This window comes from Pseudanabaena sp. PCC 7367, from assembly GCF_000317065.1.
GTDB classification, from domain to species: Bacteria; Cyanobacteriota; Cyanobacteriia; order Pseudanabaenales; family Pseudanabaenaceae; genus Thalassoporum; species Thalassoporum mexicanum.
Window position 1 is genome coordinate 140,625 of the sequence record NC_019701.1, and the last position, 21,489, is coordinate 162,113.

14 protein-coding genes are annotated in these 21,489 nt (G+C 46.2%); 5 read left to right on the forward strand and 9 right to left on the reverse strand.

Translation table 11 applies throughout. The features are described from left to right. Nucleotides 1-4: 4 nt before the first annotated feature. Nucleotides 5-367, reverse strand: a complete 363-nt coding sequence (locus PSE7367_RS00560; protein ID WP_015163406.1) for a type II toxin-antitoxin system RelE/ParE family toxin — start codon at nucleotides 365-367, stop codon at nucleotides 5-7. A gap of 200 nt (nucleotides 368-567) precedes the next feature. Between PSE7367_RS00560 and PSE7367_RS00565 the strand changes: the two genes are divergently transcribed. Both PSE7367_RS00565 and yidD read left to right on the forward strand, forming a co-directional pair. Then, nucleotides 568-1,206 carry a hypothetical protein gene (locus tag PSE7367_RS00565; protein ID WP_015163407.1) on the forward strand — a complete coding sequence of 213 codons (639 nt, stop codon included), beginning with the start codon at nucleotides 568-570 and terminating at the stop codon, nucleotides 1,204-1,206. Nucleotides 1,207-1,248: 42 nt separating this feature from the next. After that, nucleotides 1,249-1,485: a membrane protein insertion efficiency factor YidD gene (yidD, locus tag PSE7367_RS20920; RefSeq protein ID WP_015163408.1), complete on the forward strand. Its 237-nt coding sequence runs from the start codon at nucleotides 1,249-1,251 to the stop codon at nucleotides 1,483-1,485. On the opposite strand, the gene PSE7367_RS00575 is transcribed toward yidD, so the two are convergent. Next, nucleotides 1,400-2,872: an O-antigen ligase family protein gene (locus PSE7367_RS00575; RefSeq protein ID WP_015163409.1), complete on the reverse strand. Its 1,473-nt coding sequence runs from the start codon at nucleotides 2,870-2,872 to the stop codon at nucleotides 1,400-1,402. The genes yidD and PSE7367_RS00575 overlap by 86 nt on opposite strands. A 350-nt stretch (nucleotides 2,873-3,222) precedes the next feature. Between PSE7367_RS00575 and PSE7367_RS00580 the strand changes: the two genes are divergently transcribed. Next, nucleotides 3,223-5,055 (forward strand): calcium-binding protein, encoded by a 1,833-nt coding sequence (locus PSE7367_RS00580; RefSeq protein WP_015163410.1) that lies wholly within the window; start codon nucleotides 3,223-3,225, stop codon nucleotides 5,053-5,055. Nucleotides 5,056-6,263: 1,208 nt separating this feature from the next. After that, nucleotides 6,264-7,049 (forward strand): RNA polymerase sigma factor SigF, encoded by a 786-nt coding sequence (locus PSE7367_RS23100; RefSeq protein WP_041698650.1) that lies wholly within the window; start codon nucleotides 6,264-6,266, stop codon nucleotides 7,047-7,049. A gap of 253 nt (nucleotides 7,050-7,302) precedes the next feature. Here the strand turns inward: PSE7367_RS23100 and PSE7367_RS00590 are convergent, their stop codons facing one another. Both PSE7367_RS00590 and PSE7367_RS00595 read right to left on the reverse strand, forming a co-directional pair. After that, nucleotides 7,303-9,297, reverse strand: a complete 1,995-nt coding sequence (locus tag PSE7367_RS00590) for a choice-of-anchor Q domain-containing protein (RefSeq protein ID WP_015163412.1) — start codon at nucleotides 9,295-9,297, stop codon at nucleotides 7,303-7,305. Nucleotides 9,298-9,445: 148 nt separating this feature from the next. Then, on the reverse strand, nucleotides 9,446-11,131 hold the full coding sequence (locus tag PSE7367_RS00595) for an ABC1 kinase family protein (RefSeq protein WP_015163413.1): 1,686 nt from the start codon (nucleotides 11,129-11,131) through the stop codon (nucleotides 9,446-9,448). Nucleotides 11,132-11,359: 228 nt separating this feature from the next. Here PSE7367_RS00595 and ribD point away from each other — a divergent pair, with 228 nt between their 5' ends. Next, nucleotides 11,360-12,496, forward strand: coding sequence for a bifunctional diaminohydroxyphosphoribosylaminopyrimidine deaminase/5-amino-6-(5-phosphoribosylamino)uracil reductase RibD (ribD, locus tag PSE7367_RS00600; protein ID WP_015163414.1), 1,137 nt, complete (start codon nucleotides 11,360-11,362; stop codon nucleotides 12,494-12,496). A gap of 121 nt (nucleotides 12,497-12,617) precedes the next feature. On the opposite strand, the gene PSE7367_RS00605 is transcribed toward ribD, so the two are convergent. From PSE7367_RS00605 to PSE7367_RS00625, 5 genes are all read right to left on the reverse strand, one after another. Next, the gene (locus PSE7367_RS00605) at nucleotides 12,618-14,786 is read right to left on the reverse strand and encodes an EAL domain-containing protein (RefSeq protein WP_225882668.1); all 2,169 of its coding nucleotides are present in this window, start codon (nucleotides 14,784-14,786) and stop codon (nucleotides 12,618-12,620) included. A gap of 1,129 nt (nucleotides 14,787-15,915) precedes the next feature. Continuing rightward, nucleotides 15,916-17,259 (reverse strand): sensor histidine kinase, encoded by a 1,344-nt coding sequence (locus tag PSE7367_RS00610; RefSeq protein WP_015163416.1) that lies wholly within the window; start codon nucleotides 17,257-17,259, stop codon nucleotides 15,916-15,918. A 401-nt stretch (nucleotides 17,260-17,660) separates the two neighbouring features. Then, nucleotides 17,661-18,008, reverse strand: coding sequence for a slr1659 superfamily regulator (locus tag PSE7367_RS00615; RefSeq protein ID WP_015163417.1), 348 nt, complete (start codon nucleotides 18,006-18,008; stop codon nucleotides 17,661-17,663). Between the two features lie 332 nt (nucleotides 18,009-18,340). Continuing rightward, complete coding sequence (locus PSE7367_RS00620) at nucleotides 18,341-18,934, reverse strand: slr1658 family protein (protein ID WP_015163418.1); 594 nt, start codon at nucleotides 18,932-18,934, stop codon at nucleotides 18,341-18,343. A 20-nt stretch (nucleotides 18,935-18,954) separates the two neighbouring features. Further along, entirely contained in the window at nucleotides 18,955-21,399 is a 2,445-nt protein-coding gene (locus PSE7367_RS00625) for a WD40 repeat domain-containing serine/threonine-protein kinase (protein WP_015163419.1), read from the reverse strand. Nucleotides 21,400-21,489: the final 90 nt, after the last annotated feature.

The window sequence follows — 21,489 nt, forward strand, 5'->3', positions numbered from 1 at the left end:
TTCCTTATCCTCCTGCTTCTTCTAACTTGCTTAGATGTGAATTGAAACGTTGATCAGCTTTGGAAATAAGTTGGCTATAAAAACGCTTCTCTTTAATGCCAAGCTTATCTCCAGCTACGAGCAAGACTGCTTGTCGGTTTGGGTCAAAAGCAAAAGCTATCCGCCATACTCCATTATTCACACTAAAGCGCAACTCTTTCATATTGACATAACGAGATCCCTTAAGCGTATCAACATCAGGTCTACCAAGATTAGGGCCGATCGCTTTGAGTGATTCTGCACGAGCCAATATCTTCTCTTGAACCCGTTTCGGAAAACCATCAAACTCTAGAGCAAATTCTTCATGGAATAATACATGCCATCTCATTATTTGATTATGTATTAAGGTTTATACATATCCAAATATATTGGATATTATATTTGATTTAAAGTTTGCTTTAGTATATTAGTTTAACAGATTTAATTTATGGCTAAATTGTTTTCAGTATATGCTAAGTCTATAAAGTGATTGGCGATCGGGATGTGGGTTTTGATTGTGCCGGCTTAGTTTCTTGGAGGTCAAAAACTATGCATATTCTGGATGAGAAAGAGTTACAAGAAAAGGCTTTACCTGCGTGGCGTAGGGTATTTACTGCAGAAAACAATAATATATATTCATCTCCATTCACACCAGAGGTTGAGTCAAGGGCGATCGTATATCCTGCCCATGATGATCTTGAAGATTTTATTTCTGTTGAAACTCTTGTAAACGCTGCTGCAAAGGTTGGCGATCAAGGCATATATATTTTTGCACCATGGGATGGAAATTTTGTAGGAGGTAGCAAATGCTATGTGCCTTTAGCAGAATTTATTGATGGATACACATATGGAGGAAATAAAGAAAAAAGTATTTATTACCAGTTGGGAGCAAATGTGCATAACAAATGTGTTAGCTTCCTATCATCAAATGGTGCCTGGGGAATCATGATGGATCTCGATCATGTTGGCATTATTGGTGGTTCGCTGGAGTTTATGGCGGAGATTCGCAAAGGGACACCAAATTTAGACCAGCAAGTATATCAATTTCTAGCTGAGCTTGAGTACCTAGTTGCGGATGGTTATAAAAGAGCCATTAACGAATGGTTACCTGAGCTGCTCACCCATGTCTATGGGAAAAAGAAAGCAAAGATAATGACTGAGATAACTGGTTGTGAATATACAATCTAAAATTCTATGAGCCTAAACTCTGTAACCAGATAAAATAGAGCCATGAAAGCGATCCTGATCTGGCTAATTAAAATCTATCGACTAGTGCTCTCACCGATCCTGGGGCCAAACTGTCGATTTAATCCCACCTGCTCGCAGTATGCGATCACCGCGATCGATCGGTTTGGCGTGTGGCGCGGCAGTTGGCTAGCGATCAAGCGGATTGCCCGTTGTCATCCCTTTCATCCTGGCGGCTACGATCCGGTGCCAGAGGAGCCCTGTCAGCATCAGCATAATTAAGCGCTGGATCTAGGACTGGTGTTTGTGATAGCGATCGACTCACGCCATAGACCGCCGCCAGTAACATCCAACTCAGCATATTGATTCTGGGTTCGTTGTAGATCACGTCCAAAAATCCCGACAAAAGATAGAGCAAAAAACCCATCAACGCCATCACGATCGCATCCTTGGTCGATTTATCATGGCGATCGCTCGCCGCCCGCCAGCCCAACCAGCTTACCCAACCCCACATCCCCAGTAACGCCAGCAAGCCAGGAATACCCAGCCCCACGGTAATGCTCAGGAAGAAATTATGTTCATGCTTGAGGCCAAGCAGATCGTAGTTAAATAAGGGCGCAACCAATACAAAATTAAATAAGCCCCAACCACTGATCGGCCTGGTGGCGATTAATTTAAGCGCAAATTGCCAGGCGTTCAGCCGTTCGGAAGTGGAACCAAAATCCTGTTGATTTGGGTCGATCGTGCTAACCAGGCGATCGATAATTGCTGATGGCAGCAGCGATCGCAACCATTCACCACCAAACCCAAAAATTGGCCCCAACACCGCCCAGCCAATTACTAATGCGGCCAGCATCAGCAAAACTACAATTAACCAGTAGCGATAGTAGGCGGCCAGACTGAAAATAGCTACGATCGCCAATCCCCAAGCATTACGGGATTTAGTTAAATAAATGGTTGCCAGTGAAATAACCAAGGCAAAAATCGCCCAAAGCCGCTTATTTTCATACCATTTGGGGCGATCGCTTGTTACTTCCAGGTCAGGATCTGGAGCACTGCTAACGGCATCAGCCGACGTGGGCTTATGCTTTCCCAACACAAAGTAAGCAATAATTGGCAGCAACATTGCCAGGTAAATTCCGGCTTCATTGTAATAGCCAAAAATCGAGTCAACCCGGCCATCATTGCTCAGACCAAAGGTGACAAAATAGCCTTTGAACAAGCGGGGCACAATCCAATCGGGGCGATTGATCACTGCTTGCAAAATCCCCATGATCCCCACGGGAATAGTGCTGAGGGTGAGTAACCAGAGGAAATGTTTAAGCTGGGCAGCGGTGCGGATAATCGCCGCAGTGATCGCAAATAACAATAAAAATGGCAAGAACAACACTGAGCCAGATAAGGCCGACCCCTTGTCGTGGGCAAAGGCGATCGTAATTACAATCCAGCCAGCAAATCCTAGCCAACCGCGATTGACCACCGTATCCAGCTCGCGCCAGCCCCGCCGCCATAAAAACGTAATCATCAATCCCCCCGCTGCGGCTGGGACAAAAATACTACTCCAGGAAAGGGATAACGCAATGCCTTGAAGCCAGTACCAATAGGGATTTAGGTTTGGTTGAGGTGCGGGTTTAAATAAGTGCTTGACTAGCTTGCTGGCGATCGCCATAGTTCTTGATTCTGGTGAGGTTGGTTTGCCAACTTCCCAGTGTACAGCCGAAAAGCCTCGATCGATTTGAGCTATGACAACCTAATCAGGCTAGCCCAATCATGACATCACATAATCTAATAAAGATTTAATAAAGAGAAAAATATCAACCAAATAAGATTCGTGATCTTGGCATCAAGACAGCGGCGAATAGCCAAAATTACTCTTAAATTGGGTGTGCAGAGACAAATTTTGATTTCAGGCCTAGAAATTATACCTTTCTTAATCGAATTTGACAATCAATGTTTTGACGAATCCAGGAACTAGTGATATGGTGCAGGCAAAATTTGGCAACCTATCCGAACTAAGCTATGGCAGACATCACAGGTAACGACACAAACGAGTTCTTGGACGGCACCCAGCAAAACGATTTTATTCGTGGGCTTGGTGGCAATGATTTTATTCGCAGTCTTGGTGGAGAAGATTTAACTAACGGTAATCAGGGTAATGATACCGTCAATGGCAACGCGGGAAATGACGATGTGCGCGGCGGCATGGACAACGACCAAGTGCTGGGCGGCATGGATAATGATCTCGTCAATGGCAATCGGGGCGATGATTTAGTAAACGGTAATCAGGGCGATGACTTCGTCTATGGCGGTCAGGGCAATGACACGGTGCGCGGCGGTCAAGATGCCGATCGCGTCTTTGGCAATATTGGCAACGACGTAATTTATGGCGATTTTGGAGTTGATTCCCTCACTGGCAACGAAGGTAGAGATTTATTTGTAATCCAAAATGGTAAAGGCACTGATGTCATTACCGATTTCCGTGATGGAGAAGACCTGATTGGTTTAGGTGATGATCTTAACTTTGCCGATCTCACCATTTCTCAGGTTGGTGCTGATACCATAATTGCCCTGGGAGCACAAAACCTGGCTGTCATCTCTGGTTTTAATAGCGCTGCTTTGACTAGCGATGACTTTACCACTAATCTTAGCGCGATCGGTAGTGAGTCTGATGGCTCTGGCCCTGGCACATTTACTTTTAGCACCACTGAATTTAGTGCTAATGAAAGTTCTGGTAGTGGAGCCATAACGATCAATCGGACTGGTGGCAGCGAAGGTACGGCTAGTGTGGTGTTGACCTTCAGTGATGTTACCGCCACTGGCTCAGGCGTTGACTATGACAGCGATCCAATCACGGTTGAGTTTCTTGATGGTGTAACTAGCCAGGTAATTAACTTTGATATTACTGATGACGAGCTAGTAGAAGGAAATGAAACAATTACGGTGGGGTTGATTAATCCCGCCGGTGGAGCCACGATCGGTGCGCCTAGTAGTGCTACCTTTAATATCCTGGATGATGAAACTGGCGTTGCTGGTAATGATATTACTGGTACCGATGCCGATGAGTTTATTGGCACATCTTCTTCGGAAACAGTGACTGGCACCCCTGGTAATGATGCTACCGAACTAAATGACACGATCGATGGTGGCGGTGGTAATGATACAGTCGAGGGCTTAGCTGGAGATGACTCGATCGATGGTGGCTCCGGTAATGACAGCATTGAAGCGGGTGCTGGCGCTGATACTGTGATCGGTGGTGGTGGCATGGATACGATCGATGGCGATCCTGGCAATGATGTTATTTCCGGCGGTGACAGCGAAGACACCCTGGAAGGCAATGAGGGGAATGATTCGATCAATGGTGGTAATGGCGGTGATGATATTACTGGTGATGCTGGCACTGATACCCTGAATGGAAACGATGGCGATGATTCGATCCAGGGTGGAGCTGGCGTTGATGTCTTAAATGGCGGTAATGGCCTTGATAGCCTGGTTGGTGGTGAGGGGAATGATACTCTCACTGGTGGCGCGGATGGTGATGATTTCCGCTACCTCACCCTATCTAGTGGGCCTGACACAATCACCGATTTTACTACTGGCGAGGATGAATTCAAGTTTGTTAATGGTGAATTCGGCAATCTGGGCACCGAAGAACTCTCTGCCAGTGAGTTTGCGGTCATTGCTAACTATGATGGGGCAACTGGTGCGCCCAATGGCACTGATGCAGCATTTATCTTTGATAGTGGCACTGATCAATTGATCTTTGATTCCAATGGCACTGACTCCGGTGGTACTACGATCATTGCTAACCTCAGTAGTGGTTCGGTGGCGATCGGTGATATTGACATTATCTAAGCAGCCATTGGGCAGCCATTGGGCAGCCATAGATTATTGGGGGCGATCGCTTGATCGCTTAAATAATTAGGCAATTACTTAGGCAATTACAATTAGTTAATTAATTACATCTAAACGCACGTAGTCGACAGACAGCTTAAACCCGATCGAGTGGGTAGGCTCCTGTCGATTATTTTGATCAAATAAATCTAAGTAGATCACCCAATTAGATGATTAGAACTTATGGGATCTGGCTGATTAGAAATTACCATCTATACATTTGGTTTAGATTACAATCCCCATATTTAAATCGATTTTAAATCGATCGATGACTAATCAACCAGACTGGATTTTGATCTGAATTAGCAAAATGATAAAGTAGAGCGTAAGGGAAATCGATCGGGTGGGAGCTAATATTTTCAAGAGCTTAGTAATTGTCAACCGGCGCTGCTTTTCTGCGCTTTACCAGAGAGTTGGACAATATGTCACCAGAGGTGCCTCAAATCAAGGAAAATCAAACCCTAAACCTGATCAAGGCTTATCAATCTAATTCGTCTACAGAAATTCAGACTAAGTTGGTCGAGCTCCACGAGCAACTTGTACATGAAGCAGTTGGGGGAATTGCTAGACGAGCAGATAATGTCTATGGCAGATTGTTTGACGTTGGCTTGGCAGGGCTGTTGCGATCGTTTCAAACCTATCAACCAATCGAAAATAGTGAATTTGTCGATTTTGCTGCTGCCTGTGTTGACGATAGCCTGAGGGGCTATTTGATGGAGCTGTTGCAACGATCGTCGGAGCATGATTGCGCGATCGCTGCTGCTAACAAGGCCGATCGCCAAAGCCAGAAAACTACATCTACATCTATACCAGCACCGCGAAATCCTAGCAGCAAAAACAGTCAATCGGCTACCGGCTCAAAATCATCCAAGAGTAATCAAGCGGCAGCGTCCAATCAGTCCAATCAGATAGATGCTCGCAAAGCAACTCAAGCCCATAAAAGTTTTCAGCTATCTGCCCAGGATCGTGAGCGGTTAGTTAAGCTGCTCAATCATCCTGACAATTTCAAACTTTCAGGTAGCGATCGGCGGCGATTTCAACAATTGGTAATGATTTGGGACTTTGTAGACGCAACGTTTGCACAATCTGAATCTAATCTGGCAGCGCCTGAGCAGGATGATGATAACGCAGAAATTTCCGCTAGCGACTATGTTAAATATGTTGATGCGATCGCCGAGCAGCGTGAAGATCACTCCGGCCCACTCAAATCAACCAGTATGCAACTGTTGCAGGAATATCGGCGGAGCCCTTCGGCCGAATTACGCAATCGCCTGGTGCAAATTAATATTGGCCTAGTGCGTAAAGAAGCTTTTCACTGGACTAATCAATGTACTGAGACCTTTGATGACCTGGTGCAGGTCGGTAGCATTGGCTTGATCAGGGCGGTAGAACGATTTGATATTGCCAGGGGACGGGCGTTTAGCTCCTTTGCAGTTCCCTATATTCGTGGTGAGATCCAGCATTATTTGCGTGATAAAAGCCCTACTTTGCGGATGCCCAGGCGTTGGCTGGTGTTGTATAACCAGGCTAGTAAGGTGGTGCGTGAATTACGAGCGCAGCTAGGTCGTGAGCCAACCGATCGAGAGGTGGCTAAGGTAATTGAAATTGAAGAAGCTGAATGGCAGGAAATTAAACTGGCTTGCCAAAATCGATCGCCGCTTAGCCTCGATGCACCAATGAGCGATGACGATGACACCACCCTATCATTGGGAGATTTGTTAACTGACCATAAATACCGCAGCTTCCAGCTATCCCAGGAAGATAGCTTGCGATTATATCAGGCTCTCTCGCACTTGGAAGATCGCACCCGCCAGGTGGTTGAATTTGTGTTTTTAAAAGAGTTAACCCATCGAGAGGTGGCCGATATTTTGGGCATTAGCGCCGTTACGGTTTCGAGGCAAGTAAAAAAAGGATTGGTAACCCTTAAAAAGGTGATGACTACGCCAATTGAGTAAGGTTAGATCGAGTCGGCACATGCGCTTAAAAGCAGTGGTATCAATGTTTTTAGAAGCATAAGGTAAACCAGTGCCAGAGCACAATCTAATAAAATCAGGCAGCGCCGTGAGCCGTTTTTTCAATAAATATGGTTGGTCAACCCAGGGCATGTTATCAGTTAAAGCTAAAAGACTCACAGCGATTGTACGGAGAGCCTTCATTTTGCGCGCTTAAAATTAAGTAACTTAATTTCATCAGCTAGGAACTAGCGATCTAAACAAACACCAAATCAGTGACTGTGTTAATTGCTTGCTGCTGCACGATCGCCACCAGATCGCCACCGTTGAAGATGCCCTGACCAGTGAGATTATTTACCGTGGTATTCGGCACAAACATATAGTCCGCCAACATGCCATTCAGCACGATCGTATCCACGCCAGAGTTGAAATCGCTGATGTAGGCAAAGTCAGCATCGCCATTACCAAGATAATAAGCACCCAACTCACTACCCAAGATAAAGGTATCTGCGCCAGCGCCACCACCACCAGTGAGCCGATCGAATTGGCCAACGCCTAAGCTAGTGCCAGCGACATCAAGGGTGTCGTTGCCAGCACCACCATTGAGGAAGTCGTTGCCGCTGCCGCCATCGAGGAAGTCATCACCAGAGCCACCGTTGAGCCGATCGATGCCAGGACTACCAAACAGACTGTCATCACCAAAGTTGCCATTAATGGTTTGATTGCCAGGGCCACCGATAATTACATCATCGCCAGGGGTGCCAAAGTTACCACCCACAGTGGAAAGGGCAACGCTGAAGCTTTCATCGGTATCGGTGTTATTCGCAGGATCGGCATCCATATCCCCACCAACGACCGCGATCGAGGCAGTGTTAGTAATTGTGGTATCACTAACCAGGTCAGAATCAACAAAGCCAGTCGCAGTAATCACCAAAGTATCACCAGCATCGATCACCACGCCATCTACGTCCAGATCACCCATGCCCGCGAAAGGAGTTCCTTCGCTATCGGTGAATGACCATTCCACACCCAGCAATTCAGCGGGGAACATGTCCGTAATCGAGACATTACCAGCATTAGCCGCGCCTTCAGCAGAAACTTCAATGTTGTAGGTGATTTGTTCACCGGGCAGAGGGGTTAAATCAGAACCAGGTGCCGGGAATTTATCTACTGTTAGATCGATTTGGGTTTCAAAGGCACCGATGTCAACAATGCCGTTGATGATGCGAGCAAAGCCAGTACCACGTTGATCGAAGTCGGGGGGAGAGGTGAACGCCGGATCACCTGCATCGATCGCAGGACTACCATCGAGTAGCTCGTGGGTGAAGGTGGAGCCGCCATTATCCTGCAAGGGGCCGAGCAAGGGATCGGTATTGAAGAGGTTGCCAGCGCCACCCACATCAAAGGTGCTGCCATCGCTAATCAGGTTATAGCCACCACTGCCATCGATCGTAGCAGTGCCTGCGAGGATATAGTTCTCAATTTGTACACCACTGCCACCAGTATTGCCAGAAATAATTGTGTTATTCAGGTTGGTGGTTGCATTATCAAAAACGGCGGCATTAGAAACACCAGGGGAAACTCCGGCAGCATTCGCACCATTGGAGACATTGTCAGCGATCGTGGAGTTTGACAGGTTTAGGGTAGCAGCAGGACCAAAACCTAGATTCCCAATACCGCCACCTGCCCCAAAACCATTGGCAGTATTACCACTAATCGTACTATTGATTACATTGACAATGCCATTTTCATTATTAATGCCCCCAGATTGGTTAGCACCAATGTTATTGGTAATCAGACTGCTATCAACGGTTAAAGTGCCATTAAGGTTCTGGATGCCACCACCACCGCCACCGCCCGTCGCAACACTATCCCTGACTATACTATTCACCACAGTGAGATCACCACTGTTGGTAATTGCACCGCCAAAAAAACCTGTACCATTAGCAATATCAAGGCTATCGAGAACTGCGGTTACACCCCCATTAATATTAAAGATTCGACTGACATTACCGCCACTGACGGTAATAGCATTGTCTTCACCATCGATCGTCATGTCGCTACTAATCACCAGCTCACCAAGGGCAAGGGTAATGGTTTGATTCGCAATCAAGGGATCGAAGGTGATCGTATCAGTGGGGTCAATATTGGTATTTGCCTCGACGATCGCTTCGCGCAGGCTATCGCCAACTCCCAAACCCAAGCCACCATCATTTTCGTCTACTGTGGTGGTTACTAAAATATTTGCCAAGGTAAAAACTCCTCACGCTAAAGTGACATGATGCAAGAACAACTATAATTCAGGCTAGCTATATAAACTGATATGAGTTTAGCGTAGATATCTCTTTTGCTTACGCTTTAAAAGGATTAATAGCAAAAGCAAAACAACTGTCTTTTCATTACTCCGCCAACTTATCCAACTTCTCACGCAATATTAACTTCGCAAACGATCGCACCAGGAAAATCCCCCCCAGCCCAGCAAACATAAACAAAGCGATCGCCCAACCGGTATAGCCCGCCACCAGCAGCACCGTGCCAGAGAGCAATAAAAATCCACTCATGCAAGTATAGGTAAGGGTTTTCAGCACTAGATTAATTCTTTTTAGGGTGCGATCGCTAGCGGTGGAGCGAACCTTGAATTCCAATTCGCCGCGCTCAATTCGCCCTTCGAGATCGTTGATTAGTAGTTCGGCTCTGGTGGGCTTATTGAATTGATCGGCAATAAAACCTTTGGCCTGCCGCGCCAACTCACCAACGACACTGCCACCGCCCTGCTTGGATTTGGCCAGGGTGATACTTTTCACAAATGGTTGCGCCGCCGCCGTGATGTTATATTCCGGATCCAGAATCCGGGCGATCCCATCCAGAGTAGTCAGCGACTTGAGAATATAAGTCATCTTGGCTGGCAATCGAAATGGCTGCTGCTCGAAGATCGCATATACCTCCCGCTGCATTTGCTCAAACGCCTTGAGGTCAACCGGCTTTTCAGTAAATTTATCCAGCATAAACTTCATTACCCGCCGCACTGGAGTCATGTCCGCCACTGGCTCAAGCAAACCCATGGTGGTGAGGGTATCGATCACCTGATTGGTGTCTTTTTTGAGTACCGCAAAGAAGGTTTTGACCATTTGATCCTTGTCGATCGCAGGCACTTCCCACATCATGCCAAAATCATAGAAAATCAGATTGCCCTCCTGACTGACGGCAATGTTCCCAGGATGGGGATCGGCATGGAAAAAGCCATCTTCTAATAATTGTTTGAGATAGCAACTGATGCCCACCTTGTTGATCTCTTTGGGGTCAAGGCCGCAAGCTTCCAGGGCTTGGCGATCGTCGATTTTTATCCCTGGCAAATACTCCATCGTCATCACTTTGGTGGTGGTGTATTGCCAATAGACCGTAGGGGTCAGAATGTGAGCTTGGCCATTGAAGTTTTCGGCAAAGCGATCGACATTGCGCCCTTCCTGGCAATAGTCAATTTCTTGATAGAGAATAGTAAAGAATTCGCTATAAATCTCTTCCAGTTGATATTTTTTACTGCGAGGGAACCATCGCCGCACGAGTTTTAGTAACTTGGCGATTACATGGGAGTCAAGATCAAACAAGCTTTTTAGCCCTGGTCGCTGCACCTTCACCACCACTTCTTCGCCAGTATGCAGCTTAGCTTTGTGCACCTGCCCCAAACTAGCCGCCGCGATCGGTTCGTGATCGAAGTCCAAATACACCGAATGGAGCGATTGGCCTAGTTCTGTTTCAATGATTGTGACCGCCTGAGCCGCATCGAATTCTGGCACCTGATCCTGCAGGCGAGATAGAGCCACAACATATTCCTTGGGCAGCAGATCTACCCGCGTTGAGAGCGATTGACCTATTTTAATAAAGGTTGGCCCTAAGTCGAGCAACGTCGTGACTAGCCAGTTGGCGCGGCGGTTGCGTACCTTGGCTGAATTATTTTGCCAGAGATTATCCCACCACAGAAAAAAGGCAAACGAAAAGGCCGCCCTAAAAATATCCCGTTGGCGAGCGATCGGTGAATATTTAGTTTTCTGCCAGCGCAAAGGCTTATTAGCAGTGGTTGTTAGCATTATGGGAACAATCTTTAATGCTGAGTTGCATGGAACATGGGCAAGGAGGTCAATCAGGTTAGTGTAAGCTGATGCTGATCCAAATGTTTGAACTTAAAAATAGTTTTGCCAGCCCTAAAAAAATAGTCCACCCCGTTTAATTATATTAGCTAAAGTTGGTGACATAAGCTGTGATTGGAGCCAGCTTAACCATACCCAAACCAATAAAAACTTATCCCTCCTATCCGAATGAATCATCGACAAGACCTAGATTGGATGCAATATTGCCTGGAACTGGCAGCCAAGGCCAAAGGACAAACTGCCCCAAACCCATTGGTAGGTAGTGTGATTGTCAAACAGGGCAATCGCCTTGGTGCTGGGTTTCATCCTAAAGCTGGCCAACCCCATGCCGAAGCATTAGCGATCGCCGAGGCCAGGGCAAAATACGGCAAGGCGGCGATCGAGGGGGCAACTTTATATGTCAATCTAGAGCCTTGCAACCATCATGGTCGCACCCCCCCTTGCACCGAGGCAATCATCAAAGCAGGGATTAAACGGGTAGTGGTCGGTATGATCGACCCTGACCTACGGGTATCAGGGACTGGCTGCGATCGGCTTCGGCAGGCGGGTATTGAAGTGATTACCGGGATCGCTGAGGCCGCATGTCAGCGACTAAATGAAGGTTTTGTGCATCGGGTGCGCCACCAGACCCCGTTGGGCATTTTTAAATATGCAATGACGCTGGATGGCAAGATCGCCACCGCTGCTGGGCATAGCTTCTGGATCACGGGTGAGGCAGCCCGACGGGAAGTGCATTTGCTGCGTGCCAGTTGTGATGCGGTGATTACTGGTGGTAATACGGTGCGATTGGATAACCCGCTGCTCACAACCCATAACCTCACTACCCATAATCCCTTGCGGGTGGTGCTGAGCCGCAGTCTTGATTTACCCAGAGATGCAAAATTGTGGCAGGTTGGCAATTCAGATCGTGGAGATAATAAAGGGCAAAATCACCCAACCCTGGTAATTACTCAGCCCCATGCTAACCCAGAGCTTCAAAGTTATTTGTGCGATCGCGGTGTGGAAATCCTGACCCTCCCAGAATTAACCATTCAAGCTGTGATCCAAGAACTGGGTAGTCGCGGCATGAATCAGGTGTTGTGGGAATGTGGTGGCAATCTGGCGGCTGAGGCGATCGCCGCTGGTGCGGTACAAAAGGTTTATGCATTCATTGCGCCAAAACTGATTGGGGATTTCGCGGCCCCCAGTCCGATCGCCGATCTTGGTTTGCGGCAAATGAGCCAGGCTCTAGACCTCAGGCAGACAGAATTGCGCCAGATCGATCGGGATTGGTTAATTACTGGCTATTTGAATAATCAATCGTGACGATCGCTAGCTCAGATTCCAGATTTGAACGATCACCCTGGTAATAAGAGATCAGGTACAAGCCAGGCGCAATTGCGGCATAGTTATATCAATCTTGACTAATATCTTGCTCGAGCAAACCTTAAGCACTTTCCCAGAAGCAATTATTATTATTCACCACAATCTCTAGTTCTTCCGGTGGGATTGGTTTATTGAATAAATACCCCTGCATCTCATCACAACCACTCGATCGCAGCAGTTCCATTTGTTCCATTGTCTCCACCCCTTCCGCAATCACCTTCAGATTCAAGCTATGGGCCAGGGTGATGATCGACATGGCGATCGCAAAATCATTGGGATTGGTGGTAATGTCGCGCACAAACGATTGATGAATCTTGAGCACATTAATTGGCAAGCATTTTAGATAGCTGAGCGACGAATAGCCCGTGCCGAAATCATCGATCGATAGATTTATGCCCATGTCCCGCAATTGGCGCATCTTATCAATGTTTTCGTCTACGTCTTCCATCACAATACTTTCAGTTAGTTCTAGATCCAAAGAGCTAGGGTCTAATTCAGTCTCGGCCAGGATGTCCCTGAGACTATTGATAAATCCCTGCTGCTTAAACTGATGTGCCGAGAGATTGATCCCCAATCGCAATGGTGGCAAACCCATTTTGAACCATTCTTGGTTCTGGCTACAGGCTTTGCGCAACAGCCAATAGCCGATCGGCACAATTAGCCCGGTTTCTTCGGCCAGGGGAATAAACTTACTGGGTGGTAATAGCCCTTCTTCTGGGTGTCGCCAGCGCAATAGGGCTTCTACCCCCACCACCCTACCCAGTTCCAGGCTCACCTGGGGCTGATAATAGATAATTAACTCTTCGTTTTCTGCTGCTTTGCACAGACGATTTTCGAGGGAAAGCCGATGCAAGGCGCTTTGATTCATGGCGTGGGTATAGAGCTGGTAATTATTTCGGCCACTCTCTTTGGCTCTGAACATAGCCTGATCAGCATTCTTGACCAGGGTTTCCACATCTTTGCCATCATAGGGAAATATGCTGATTCCCATGCTGGTGCTGATGTGTAGCTCGTGCTCATTTAAATAAAAGGGCGCTTCAAAGGCACTGAGCAAACGGCTACAAATTTTGAGGGTGCGGTCTGCCGAATCAACATTGCGCAAGAGCATCGTAAATTCATCCCCACCCCACCGCGAGACAATATCGCCCTGGCGCAAATAGTTTCGCAATCGCTGGCATACTTCCACTAAAAGGCGATCGCCAGAGGCATGACCCAGTGAGTCGTTGATCAATTTGAAGCGATCGAGATCTAAAAAAACTACCGCCAGCTTTTCGTCTGTTTGCTGGGCTTGTAGAATTACTCTGCTCAAATAATCATCAAAATAGTTGCGATTGGGCAACCCAGTCAGGGCATCATGGGAGGCCTGATATTGAATGATCTCCTGCGATCGCTTGCGCTCAGTAATATCAGCCACATAGCTTCTAATTAAGTCACTACTGGGGATATAGTGCAAAAACTGTTCAAATATGCGACTGCCAACTAAAATTTCCCGCACCAGAAAGTCTTCGTGTCCATTTTGGAGCTGTTCTACTACGTTTGCCAGCCCTTGCAAAGCGGGGTGTTTGGTACCCAGTTCATGAATGTTGGGGAAAACACGCTCGGCGGCTGGATTCAGATAGGTAATCACGCCAGCGGGATCGGCCTCCACGATCGGATTGGGGTTCAGTTCTGGAATTGACGCTAATCTAGATACTAATTCATCGCCATATTCTGAGAAATCCTCGGCAATGCCATGACCATTCATGCCATTACCATTGCTAACTAGATGAGACAAGCTCTGATTGGCAGCGATCGATTGATGGATGCGGCGGCCTTTGCTATCTTGAATATCCTGATCGGGTTCTCCTGAATGCTGGGTTTGGGTTACCCGCTGCAAATAAACTGCCCTGGTATCACTACTAAAAATCACTTCATCGCCATGATTGAGAATATGGGAAAAGCGGCGATCGCCATTAATTAAGATCCCATTAGTGCTGCGTTTGCCCTGCAAATTACCATCAATGATCCGAAATAAATAGGAAGAAGTTTTTGGGATCGGTACCCTTAGCAAAATGGCATGCTGCCGCGATACCAACTCGGAGTTAAGCACAATCCCATTGGTAGGATAACGACCAATTGAATAGGTCTTGGCATCAAGTTCAATTTGACGCTTGCCATTTACATCTTCAACCACTAAAAAGTGAAGAATCTGGTAACCTTCAGCAGCCGTGTTTTCCTCTTTGTGCTCCACAGAGCAACTCCTCCGTATCTCTAAGTCAGCTATCTCTAAGTCAGCTAATTGCATGGCCTAGTCATCGCCTTGGTTTAGGTTTTCTTGAAGCCATAATTAGGCTATAGATGCGAAAAAATGGCTTTTAGTTATGATGACCATCCAAACTTAGTTATTCATCGGTTGATTGAGATGTTTTGCTTACATTATCTGCTTCACATGATCCTATGGGATAGATTGGGAGCAATCGGCTTGTAGTTACGTAGTTACGATCGATGCAGTTGAATGGCTATTACCCACCACAAATTGTCAATTCACTTAACATATAATAGGCTTATTCCCAAGTAGCAAATTAAATGGGAGCAATAGCTTGCACGCCACCAAAATTAGCGATCGTGATGTTCTCAAATGATCTTAGATAATCAATCAGCTTTAGATTAAGCCCACTCAACCACCAGGGTTAGCATATTCTGACCAGCTAACCAGCACTAACATATTAAATAGTTTAAATAGTTAGGTGCTGCCAGGTTTTCGTAATCTACATCATCACTGGTGTTGAATGATTGCTCGCCCAACTCAATATTTTAATTTTGGGTTTTGGCCTACTACCAATCATCCTCAATCTTACTCAAATAGCCTGAGTAGATCGAATCTGACTTATGTCATTGTAATACATGCCTTTATGGGATATGGCGCTTATGATTGGCTCGGTAGGATTCTTAAAACATATATTCTTAAATTGTCCATAGGCAAAAGCATGATCGCATGAGCTGAATCGGGCATATACCCACAACTAGATCTAAATATTGGCAGATAGATCCTAATATTGGCAGATAGATCCTAGGATATAATTCCGCGTTTGCAAACGCATGACAGTCACTCTAGTTTGCCAGGTTACACAAGCAGCAACCACCTGCTGTTTAGCTTGGTTAGACCAATGCACAATGGATAGTTACCAGCGATCGGCTCTGTCACTACTCTTCATAAAGGTTCACAAAATTAATAAATTTAATCTTAGGGTAACCAAGCCAATCAAGCAAGCTAATTTGCTTAACATAGATGGCGGAAAGGACACAATATCTCGCTCGTCGGTAACCACAAACTAAGAATACAAGAATACAAAGACCAACAAATGCAGAACTCAGACTGCTTAAACCTCATGGTTACTTTTTAAGGGCAAGGTAAATATAAACGTACTACCCTGCCCCAATTCACTTTCCACCCAAATTCGCCCACCGTGATATTCAATGATTTGTTTGCAGATCGACAGCCCCAGCCCCGTGCCCTTTGGCTTGTCGGTGAGGGTGTCTCCCACCTGCTTAAACTTATCAAAAACTTGATCTAAATCAGAAGCGGCAATGCCAGCACCAGTATCGATTATTCGCACCACAATGAAATCATCTTCCTGGCTAGCTTGGCAAGTAACTGAGCCCTTCTCGGTAAATTTAACCGCATTGGAAATTAAATTGATCACCACCTGAATTAGCCGATCCCGATCGCCAACCACTGATGGCAAGTTACCAGATACTTCACTAATTGGCCGTAATGCTGGCTTTTGGGCAAATAGGGCGGAGGTAGCAGCCATGCCAGCGTTAATAATTTCCGGGATCTCCAGCCTGGTCATATGCCAATCAACTTTACCTGCTTCCATTTTGGCAACATCCAGCACATCATTAATCAGGGCTGTCAACCGAATCCCTTCGGAAACAATGATCTTCAGATTTTCATCCACCTGTCTTAGCGATCGCTGTAATTTGCGATCCTGGCTACTTTCTAGGAATGGAAAGATATTTTCACCCAGCCTTTTTTGAATGATTTTGGCAAATCCCAGCACTGAAGTTAATGGCGTTCTGAGTTCATGGGAGACCGTAGAGATAAAATCGGTTTTCATCCGATCGACCTCCTTATCAGCAGTAATATCTCGAATCAGCACCACTGAACCAATACTGGTTGAGCCCAAGGCTCCCTCCGGCTCGGTTATAGCCGCATTTACGTTTCCCTCTGTCTCGAAACAATCATCTTCAATTTCATGATCATCGGTTACCTGACTGGCGCGATCGCTCAGAATTGCTGTCGCCACCGCTTTACCAATTCTCTGACCGGGCAAGCTGATCTCCGCAATAAAAGTGCCGTGGCAAGAAGAGGCCGTTTCGGCAATTAAATCAACGATCGCATCGCCAAACAAAGCATGATAATCCTGGCCGACAAAATCTTGATCTTCAGGCAGGGCAAACATAGTCATCAGCGCCGGATTAATGTGGCTGATCCGGCCGTCGGGCATGGTCACCAATAAACCATCGGCCAAATTGTCCATAATTGCAGTCAAAAAAGCCAGCGTATGCTGGAGCTCACCAGCGATCGCATCAGAATGTTCAGTAGTGGTCTCAAGCAAAATCTCTAGATCAGCTTTTTCGGCCTTCAGTGCCTCTAGTTCATTTTGAAGCTGGGTCATGGCTTCTAGCAGTTGCGCTCGAGATAGTTTTTCTGACTGCATGTGCTCTTGTTTATGATTAATCAACCCTAGGTCAAAGCCCGATTTTCATGAAGATGCTAAAAAACTATTCTAGATCCATCCCACTAATTACTTAACCCCCCATCGCTGTTACGGCCGAAAAATGTAACCTTGGATACAGGCGATCGCTATACCTAGTAAGAGGCAATCGCATCTGTTGGCAAACATCAAAAATATTCAATATCAATTCTTACCTCAACCTTAATCCAGGCTAAAACAATATAGCGCTTGAGGATGCTCTTAGGATAAATGTATCTGCTGAATTAGCTGACATTAATAGCATTAGGCATGTCTAGTCAAATTCAACTGAGCCACAATTGCTAAATCAAGCCAGATTTAAAGCTAAGCGCAACTACCAGATGATTAAGTGACCAAATAATTAATTAACTAATTTGTAATTCCAGGCTTGGCATCAGGCGCTGCAAATTTTTTAAGGACTTACCCTGCCAGGGAATCCGCTTTGAGCCCTTCACCACCATAGCGATCGTTTTTTGTTGGCGAATATTAATTACAAACCTGGATAACACATTAATACCGGAACTATTGAGAAATTCTAGCTCCGTCATATCTAATACAATCTGGGATGGCGCATCAGCCGCGATTGCATTGAGAAAATCAATAATGGGGCGATATTCTTCCATCCCATTTAGGCGCAGAGTGCCCATCCAGGCGATCGTATTGTCATCTAGTTCATAGACAACCCTATAATCGTCAGTTTTGATTTCCTTCATTCCAAGTCTCCTAGCAATATTCTGGCACTAAGCAACTTATTACAACCCGGAGCCAATTCAGTCTCAATCTAGTCAATCTAGTCAATTTAGTATAGCTGAGCGGTTCTAGATAATTCATTGTAGATCTTGCTAAAACGCGAAAACCCCTAAATATTCCCATAATATTCTCATCTAAATCAACCTGGATATTCTGGATATTCTGGATATTAGAACTGTCAGCAACTTAAACTAGCTAAAATCAATACTCTAAAAATAGTAATATATCGATTTACCTAAGCCCAGATAGGCAGTTAGATATCCAGTGAGCTACTTAGCCCTGATTCATCCTAGAACTAAACCGTTAATTGCACCATAGTGGTAAGGGTATAGTAATCACCCCGATCGCCCTTTGGTTCAACCTTCCAGCCCACCTTCGCGCCATAGTCATTGATCATGGTCAAAATCCCCAACCCAGAGGCATTAGCCTGCTCGGAAGCTATACTATCTTCTAACTGGCTAATATATAAATCCTGGGGATCGTTGGTTGTCAGCTTAGATGCAAACTGATAAAACCGCTCCAAAACCGCCAACTTCACACTATTAGTAGCCATAAAAATTAGTCTACTAGGATGTAACTGCAACTCAATGCTAGTTGGGTATTTTGATTTTTCGTCCCCGTATTTCATGGAATTTTCAAGCAATTCATTAGCAATGTAGCTAACCGAGCTTTTAATCTCTGCACTAGTATCAACCTGGCCATCGCTACCATCATCATTGGGGAAAAACGCCGCAAAATAGTCGGCCATGAAATCAGCCGAAAGCCCATTATTATTCCAGCGCTGTTGTACTGAGGTTGAATCCGGAGCAAAGGTAATTGCTAGAAAGTGTTGAACAGCAGGCAGGTTATCATCATAATTGCCAAATATTTTAGCCTTCTGCGCTGTCATACTAACTCCTCCTGAGCTAGCTACTGCCAGACCATAATTGTTTTGTCGGCACTACTGCTTACTAGTGTATGATCAACCGGGTTGAAATCAAGGGAAAGCACTGCCGCTTGATGGGCACTTAGGGTTTGCAACTGGTTGCCAGTGGCTGGTTGCCATAATTTAATTGTGCGATCGTGACTACCGCTGGCCAGGACTTGACCATTGCGATCAAAGGCGATCGTGGCCACCGCATCGGTATGTCCAGTCAGGGTCATAATTTCTTGACCGCTTTGGCGATCCCATAGCTTAATTGTGCCATCCTGTGCGCCACTGGCGATAGTCTGGCCATCGGGGCTAATGGCGATCGCTCTGACTGGGGCACTGTGTTGCCAGCTCCTGATCTCTTGCCCCGTATTGAGATCCCAGAGCTTGATGGTGCGATTACGATCGCCACTGATAACAGTTTGGCCATCGGGGCTGATGGCGATCGCGGTGACTTCGGCATCATGCCCAGCAAAGGTAAATGTATTTTCGTGGTTTTCCAAGCTCCACAGCTTAACGGTGCGATCGGCGCTGGCACTGGCCAAAATCAAACCAGTGGGATCAAAGTCCAGATCTAGTACCTGTCCTGCGTGGCCATTGAGGACAAAAGTAGGCTCACTGCTGCGGGCATCCCAGAATCGAATTGATTTATCCAGATTACCGCTGGCGATCGTATAACCATCAGGGCTGGTGGCGATCGTATTCACGCCAGAACTAAACCCCAGATGCTTTGACATCACTTCATAGGCTTCCACCTCATTGAGGCTCCACAACCGCAACGTGCGATCGTAACTGCCACTTACCAGCACATTACCATTGGCCAAAAATGCCACTGCTCGCACCCATCCGGCATGACCAATTAAAGTAGTTTGCAGTTGTAACTCAGTGAATGCTGGCTGAGTTTGATTATTTTGATTATTAGGATCGGTGGGTGGATTAGGTAGATCAGTTGGTTGGGGGGTGCTGGGGAAAGGCGATCGTGGCAGCGTAATATTAATCTGCCTGAGTCTGGACAACAACGGCTCGAATACATATATGCCACCACTGATCAATGCTAGTCCTAAAAGCAAAAGTGCCAGCGGTCGCCACAACAAACCCGATAACTGCGGTAAAGCCGGTTTAGTTATTTCCGTGGGTGAGATCGGCTTGAGCAACGGCGCAAGGTCGGCCAGCACCGATTCAGCGTTGCCATAGCGCAAGTTGGGATCAGCAGAAACCATCCGCTCTAGAATCTCTTCTAGTTCATAGCTGGCATTGGAGCGATCCTGCCAGAGAATTTCTTTATTTTTATTGTCATAGCGAAAGCGACTGGGGTGCATGCCGGTGAGTAATTGAATTGCGGTAATCCCCAACGCGTATAAATCAAAACTGGGTTGAAGTTTCTCTTGTGCCTGCTCAACGGGCATGTAGCTGGGGGTGCCGATCGCGGTGAGGTTTTCGAGTTGGCGATCGCTTGTGATCCTAGGATTGGTAGCGGAATGATTTGTATTGCCAATTTCATTAGCGATCAACGCAATCCCCAGGCTGTTCCGTTTAGCAGCATTGGGATCGCCATTATCTAAATCAGAATCTAAAGCAGGATCTAAATCAATCCCATTATTATTTGCAGCCTCTCGATCGTTTTGCTCAGCTTGACTTTGAGCGTTTACCCGAACCTCTGATTTATCTGCGCTAGATTGTGCTGAATCTAGGTCGGTTAGTTCAAAATCGCTAAAACTAAAGCCTGAATCATCTAGGTCGATCGCCTTGTTATCTTTACTTCGATTACTAGTCTGAACATTCTCAGCCCTTGCAGGATTATTATCACCAGGTTGATTTTGCTGGCTACCTGGATCGAGATTTAGAGAACTTGTGCCCAAACTTTGAGCCAGATTAGGTTTACTGGATGGCATGGGGCGATCGCGTTCTTGCCAGATTGAATTAGTGATTTTTTGCAACAACGAGAAATTAGCCAGATGAAACTTGCTCTCATCTCCAGGCTGCCAGATATTCTGAGGATTGATGTCACCATGCACCACCTGGTGATTGTGAACAAACTTTAAAGTAGTTAAAACATCGCCCAGCATTAACAGCACATCCTGTTCACTCCAGGGATCACCGGGACGAAGATGGGCAGCGATCGACTCACCGGGGATAATTTCCTCGACCAGATAAAACTCACCGCCCTGCTCAAAATAATCAATTAAACGGGGCAATTTATCATTTTGATCGCCCAATTCCTGGAGCGTTTGGGCTTCAGCGGCAAACAGCTTCCTGGCATTTTCCAGGCTAATTAAATCCCGATCGAGGGTTTTAAAAACTTTAATCCGGCAGAGTGGCTCCCCCGCTTGTGCTGCATCTTTGGCAATACAAGTTTGACCATAGCGATTGGTCTCTAATACCTCCGTTACCTCATAGCGCTCATGGAGGCGCTCTCCTAGCATTAGTAGCGGTACTGTCGGCATCGATCGCAAAGATCCTTATTAACTAAACCTGTTGAGGCCGAGTTTTTGTGTCACAATGCACGACAGGATAACGCATAGACCCATAGATCG

Bases quoted from the DNA above. Each gene is read 5' to 3' on its own strand.
- PSE7367_RS00560 (WP_015163406.1), bottom strand. From the start codon at position 367: ATGAGATGGCATGTATTATTCCATGAAGAATTTGCTCTAGAGTTTGAT.
- PSE7367_RS00565 (WP_015163407.1), top strand. From the start codon at position 568: ATGCATATTCTGGATGAGAAAGAGTTACAAGAAAAGGCTTTACCTGCG.
- yidD (WP_015163408.1), top strand. From the start codon at position 1,249: ATGAAAGCGATCCTGATCTGGCTAATTAAAATCTATCGACTAGTGCTC.
- PSE7367_RS00575 (WP_015163409.1), bottom strand. From the start codon at position 2,872: ATGGCGATCGCCAGCAAGCTAGTCAAGCACTTATTTAAACCCGCACCT.
- PSE7367_RS00580 (WP_015163410.1), top strand. From the start codon at position 3,223: ATGGCAGACATCACAGGTAACGACACAAACGAGTTCTTGGACGGCACC.
- PSE7367_RS00595 (WP_015163413.1), bottom strand. From the start codon at position 11,131: ATGCTAACAACCACTGCTAATAAGCCTTTGCGCTGGCAGAAAACTAAA.
- ribD (WP_015163414.1), top strand. From the start codon at position 11,360: ATGAATCATCGACAAGACCTAGATTGGATGCAATATTGCCTGGAACTG.
- PSE7367_RS00610 (WP_015163416.1), bottom strand. From the start codon at position 17,259: ATGCAGTCAGAAAAACTATCTCGAGCGCAACTGCTAGAAGCCATGACC.
- PSE7367_RS00615 (WP_015163417.1), bottom strand. From the start codon at position 18,008: ATGAAGGAAATCAAAACTGACGATTATAGGGTTGTCTATGAACTAGAT.
- PSE7367_RS00620 (WP_015163418.1), bottom strand. From the start codon at position 18,934: ATGACAGCGCAGAAGGCTAAAATATTTGGCAATTATGATGATAACCTG.
- PSE7367_RS00625 (WP_015163419.1), bottom strand. From the start codon at position 21,399: ATGCCGACAGTACCGCTACTAATGCTAGGAGAGCGCCTCCATGAGCGC.